The 4,255-nt window shown below is 29.4% G+C and carries 2 protein-coding genes; both read left to right on the top strand.

Annotated features, from left to right (window positions below):
- On the top strand, nt 1-1,362 hold a 1,362-nt coding region (locus QZ306_RS10305; RefSeq protein WP_295163601.1), incomplete at its 5' end, for a hypothetical protein.
- Nucleotides 1,359-4,255: hypothetical protein (locus tag QZ306_RS10310; RefSeq protein WP_295163603.1), on the top strand; the 2,897-nt coding region annotated here is incomplete at its 3' end. The genes QZ306_RS10305 and QZ306_RS10310, both read left to right, overlap by 4 nt.

The raw sequence follows: 4,255 nt of genomic DNA on the forward strand, positions 1-4,255 counted from the left end.
GATAATTCGATAATGACACTCGCAAATGAAGATGAAACAAATGCTGTCGGCGATGAACCTGTCGATGAAGGAGAGCCTGAGGAAGGGGATGCCAATTTAGAGTCAGAAATAATCAATATACCTCCTTCTGATGAATTTTTCTCTCAGTGTTGGTCTTCAGTTGAGGAATCACAGAAAAAATTGTATGACAGATTATTTGAAAATCTTGCGTTTGTCCATAAAGAGAGTAATTTATCTGATAAAGACATGAGAGATAATTATCAGACAAACAAACATTTAGGAAAAGCTTTTCGAAATACCATTTTTGCAGAGTCAATGAAAGACCATATTCCGTTAGATAAATTAAAGCCTCAAACATTATCTTCTTATGGATATATTAATTTTGAAAAATCTTTTTATGATTTGGATGAAAAAAGCTCGTATTTTTCTATTACTTCAATACAAAAAGAAGCAGGGCAAACTCAATTAAAAATTGATTTGACAGGAATAAAGGATGTTGAAGCTACGAGATTAATTATTCATATTTTTGATAGGTGCAGAAATATTTCTGGAGGGTATTCCTTTTATTATTTAGATTATGTTATTGCTGTAAAATTAGACAAAGATGTTGTTATAGAATCAAATCCTGATATTATTGAATCATATACTGCCGAATATCCATCAGAAAACAGAGTGGTTTTGACAATCATCGGCTCATTTGATTTTAAAATGACGATAACAGAAGAAGATATCGAAAAAAGTCCGCTATCAGATTTGACACCAGAAGAGGATATCGATTTAGATAAGAGAACAATAATTTATTATCAGCCAGAAATAAATCAATATTTTAAGCAATATCTTGAAAAATTAGGTACAGGAGGAGGAGGTTCTTTAGATTCTTCTATTTATTCAAGAGTATCTGACTTAGAAACTATAATAAATGACTTAACTCAGACATTTCAAGAACATAATACCAAAATTGATTATAAAATGGAAAATGAAAAATTTGAATCATTATCTCCTCAAACTTATGCTATAGAAGACCAAGAAGGAGAGAAAAATGAGCCGGAATCAACAAATATATTCGATAAATGGGTATCGACAACTTCAGACCAATTTGATTATTTCAATCAAGGAATAAAAGATATTTGGCTATTTTGTGCTGGTATGTCTGAGGATATTGGTAATTTAGAAGATAATTTAGGGTCTTCAAATGATTTTTCAAAATTAGAAGATAGATTAAAAGTTTTAGAAACAAAATGTCAAAATATCGAAGGAGATACTCCTACTTTATCTACCGGCCAATTAACTATAGAAAATTTGATGAAAAGCTATAATGAACGAATAACTATCTTAGAAAAGAAATGTCAAAATATTAAATGAGAGAGATAAAAATATTTTTTTGGGCTTCAAAACAAAAGATGAGTACTCGGCTTACAAAATTCTTAGGAGATATTGAATTCCAGGTAGATGGCAAGACAAAATTGACTAGTAATTTGATAACTTCAGAAGAGGCAGGTCAATTAATTCAAGATTCTTTAAAAGATTTTACCCCTTCTAATACCCCTTCAACGACAGATTCAAATTTTACTCTCATAAATGGGATAGATAAATTTATGATAGAAAATCAAAATATATCTCTTCGAACAGACACTTTAAATGGTGTTTTATGTAATGTTTTATTGATAGATGTTCCTGAAATAACTAAACAAAAATTCTTAACTTTAAATCAAAATATTTTCAAAGTTGTCTTACGAAAAAATGTTATTTATGATGAAGAAGGAAGATATATTAAAGAATTCTATATTTCCACAAAAGATAATACAATAAAATGTCCTATCATTACATATGACTCAGAAAATAATTATTGTATCGTTAATGATAATACCCTTATAGCCACCTATGCAGTTGGGTCAGAAGATAGTATAAATTTAGATGATAAATTCTATATTGCTTTCGATAAAAATTTGTCAATAAACCCTTATACTTTATTTATTAATGGAGATTTGAGTATATTAAATCAATTTGAACCTACTTGCTTAACAACTGAGAAATCTATAAAATGTTCTACAATAGAGGCTGAGAATGCATTAAAATTACATAAGAGTGATGCAAAATATTTTTATCGTCCTCAGATAATCACCGAAGAGACAGTAGGAGAAATACCTTTTTATAAAATGATTTATCAAATTCCTGATGATTATGTAATTCCTGAAGGGTTAGAATTTAAATTTAAAGATTTTTGTTTTGATAATTCTTGGTATTTAACTTGGAGTTCTGGTGAATGGAAAGGTCAAAATTGTCAAGGTCTTTTGAAGCCAAAATCTTTATTGAAATGTAATTCCTTCGTAGATTTAAAAGATGCTAATGACATGATGACAGATATGAAAGGATGGAAAGGTAAAACTTGCTGTATAATGATGAAAAGGTCAGAAGGAAATATCTTTCTCTCTCCCAAAAAGAGTTCTTGTTTAATAAAAGATATTCTCATAAACGGTAATGTAAAATGTCAGATGGTCAAATCAAATGGTGAAAAAGTTGATGCATCTTCGGAATATAAAATTTGGCCAGCAATTTTTTATGTCGATAATTTTCCTGCTCATGAAGGATATGATATAGCTGGGATTGTCTTAAAATTTATTCAATATAACATTGGCGAAAATGAAACTATCGAAAAGAAAATTCAAAAAGAAATTCATCATGTAGAAATATCATTTAAATGGGCTGAGCAATCTGATTCTTGCTGGAATACTTTATCGTTCAAAGTTGGAGATATGTATGTTATTGGCTCAAAAAGTTGTTTTGCCTTAAGTCCTATTATCGATACTATAGAATCTACAGGAGGTGAATATTCAAATTCTAATATAAATTCGACATCAAAAAATATTGAATTATATTTGAATAAATATTTGGTCGACCCGATAGAGGAGGTAAATTGGGACCCTTCAACAAATCCTTTCGAATATATAATGAAACAACAATATTTTGAAGTTTATCCTAATCCTAATGCTGCTTCTACCCTCTATACAGACTATAATATTTGTTCATCAAAAATTATTTCGGCAGATAATATTTCGACAATGAGAAGTGATTTAAATTTATTGACAAATTCTTTTGATGTTGTTAGTTATGATGTTAAAGAAATGGGTCATAATGTTGATGTCTTAAAGGCAGATATGACAATACAAAAAGAAAAGACTCAATATTTACAGTCTGCAGTAAACGCTATACAATTTACTCAAAAAATCCAAATGGCTATGAATTTGACAAGACTAGGTATTGGAATTACTCAAAATTTAATCAGCTTTGCAGGAGGTGCTGCAGGAAGTATTGGTCAAGTAGCTTCTATCACTAAAGTCGTAGATTTATCAGATGAATTATCGGATAATGTCTCTTTGGCAGATTCTTTTACGTCTGCTGTTGCTTTGGCAGATAATAATAAAATTAATTTAAATGACGTCTTAGAATGGTGTAATTTAGAGAATAGACAAGTAGAAAAATTCAATTTTACTGAAGAAGAAGATAATCCTGATACTTCTGCTGTAAGTTTGACTTCTGCCGTCCAATTATCTTTTCAAATGAGAAATACGATAAAACCATATATCAAAAAGATTGTTGAAAAAATTAATGAAATTGACTCATCAAATTCAAAAATTGAAGAATTATCAAATGAATATATCAAGAAAAGTGATTTAACAAGAAGCGATACTATAGATATTATTTCAAGAATAAATGAAGACCAAGCAAGAGTTTTATTTCAAGCCGAAGATAACTTAGAAAATGGTATTTGTGTATTCAAATTATTCACCTCTGAAGGTCAAAAAAGATTCTATTTCAAAATAGAAGAAGGTGAAATAGTAGATTATCAAGGGGTAGATACGACGACAACAATAGATGACATAACAATAGAAGGTCTTCAAAATTCGGAAGAATATAAAACAAAATATTTAGAGAATATGAATAAAACTGACAATATTATTTTCATCAAGAGTGAAAATTCAGAAAGCAAGATTATTGGTTGTGTCATTGAAAAAAATACATTTTCAAGAAATTTATTGGAAAAAACTCCTGCCGATATAGCTTATTTATCAGATATTGAAGCTTTAGATGAAAAAATTAAAGCTTTAGCAGTAAATAGTCATCAAAATGATGTTGCGATGATGAGTTTACGAGGAAATGCAGACGAGGAATATCCAACAACTGACGAAGTCAATGCGGCCTTAGAAACAATTCAGCAAGAATTAGCTAAGAAACCAGATATTGCCGACTTATATAC

Origin of the sequence: uncultured Brachyspira sp. (assembly GCF_910588665.1) — a bacterium.
GTDB lineage: Bacteria > Spirochaetota > Brachyspiria > Brachyspirales > Brachyspiraceae > Brachyspira.